We start from the raw sequence: 1,708 nt of genomic DNA, 5'->3' as shown, positions 1-1,708 counted from the left end.
ATCTTGGTGATTTCTGTTGGATGGCCTGTTGCATCAATGACCGCCTTAGCTCTGACAGTCAATGGATCTATGTGCAATCCAGACATCTCTACAGAGCTCCAATTCAATACAATCCCATTTATTCCATTTTCCCTAACCATCAAGTCTTCAATAGACATCAGATTAAATATTTTAAGCCCTGCTTGAGTTGCTTTGGAACATAAGGTGGAAGTGCATTCAACCGAATCAACAACATAATAATTGTCTTCAAAAACTTTAGATCTGATTCCAAACTCATCGAGGATTCTCTTTCCTTCCTCCTGAACGACAACCTTATTGAACATCATTCCACCACCCCACATGCCTCCGCCTATGCTGAGCTTTCTCTCAAACAATGCAACCTTATATCCTGCCTTAGCAAGATAATATCCGGCAGTGACTCCAGAAGGGCCTCCCCCACCAATGGCTACATCCATATCTGTGTAATCTAAAAAATCATTCATATATTCCTGTATAATCGCTTTTGATATTGTAATATCATCCAATTTTTTCAATATAAAACCTCCATTTGAATAGATTTTTGTTTTGATTAATTAAAACAATTATAAGTATTTTAGCTTTTTATATATTTAAATTTTATTATAACGGCGAATTAAACTTAAAAAAGGAAATAAAAGTTGTTTCGTAAAACTTTAGTTTAATGAACTAATTTAAACGAAACTTTGAATCAATAAATTTATTATGATGGTTGAATAAAAAAATCATTATTAAAAAAATATTAATATGGGGGGATTGTAATGACTAAGTTTTGTCCTGAATGTGGGGAAGAAAATGAAGATGTAGCATTGTTTTGTGCAAAATGTGGACATGATCTAAAAGATGTTGACCAAAGAATGAAATCAGGCAACCATGCAAAGACTTCCAGAAATGCACCGAACTTTAAAGCTTTAGCTGCACTTGTAGTAATCGTGGCTATAGTGGGAATAATGGCCTTTAGTTTCATAGGAAACAACACTGATGATTCTCAAAACATAACCTTGATTAAGGAGAACACTTATGGATTCACTTTTGTAAATGATGGAGTTCCATTTTATAATTATGAATTGGAAGGAGTCTTCAAGAACTTGCCAGATGATCCTAAAGGTTATCAGATGAAAGCAAGCTATTATGACACAGACAATAATTTCATAAAATCTTATGAGGATGACTACTTGAGTACCGTGTTTCATTTTTCTAAGGATTCGCAGCCTTTCACTTTAGGTTCCATTCAAACCAATGAATTCTATAATGTCAGCCATATTCAATTGGAGATTACAGATCCAAATGGTGAATTGGTTTTCAATGAGAGTGTTGATTTTGATATGGGCAAGATGGATCTATCTGGTGTTTAGTAAAACTCCGCTTTAATGAACTTAATTAAACTAATAAACAAATACTTTAGTTTATTAATCTATTTTTTCTTTTTTTATTCATTATCATCTTTTTCACTTTACTATTTTAAAAACTTTTTATATATTAACTTAAACTTTTTTTAAGCCTATTCATAAAATAAATTGTAAACTATTAGGGAAAAACATACCCTAGAAGAATATAATTATTAAGAAATATATATCATTACAATATAGAAAAAATATTTCAAAATTATCATTAAAAAGTGAAAAATATGTCTAGTGAAAAACCATTCGGACTTGTTGCCAAGCAAAAGATACAAAAGGGAATGACAATCACT

2 protein-coding genes are annotated in these 1,708 nt (G+C 31.4%); one reads left to right on the top strand and one right to left on the bottom strand.

Going from position 1 to position 1,708, the window contains the following annotated elements; all coding sequences use genetic code 11:
• The coding region (locus Q0409_RS00150) for a sulfide-dependent adenosine diphosphate thiazole synthase (RefSeq protein ID WP_298533751.1) at nucleotides 1–482 on the bottom strand (482 nt) is incomplete at its 3' end.
• Between the two features lie 294 nt (nucleotides 483–776).
• Here Q0409_RS00150 and Q0409_RS00145 point away from each other — a divergent pair.
• The gene (locus Q0409_RS00145) at nucleotides 777–1,370 is read left to right on the top strand and encodes a zinc ribbon domain-containing protein (protein ID WP_298533749.1); all 594 of its coding nucleotides are present in this window, start codon (nucleotides 777–779) and stop codon (nucleotides 1,368–1,370) included.
• Nucleotides 1,371–1,708 lie beyond the last annotated feature (338 nt).

It is taken from the genome of uncultured Methanobrevibacter sp., from assembly GCF_937898925.1.
Taxonomy (GTDB): domain Archaea; phylum Methanobacteriota; class Methanobacteria; order Methanobacteriales; family Methanobacteriaceae; genus Methanobrevibacter.
The sequence above is the reverse complement of the archived record's forward strand: the minus strand, read 5'-3'. Positions and strand labels throughout refer to the sequence as shown.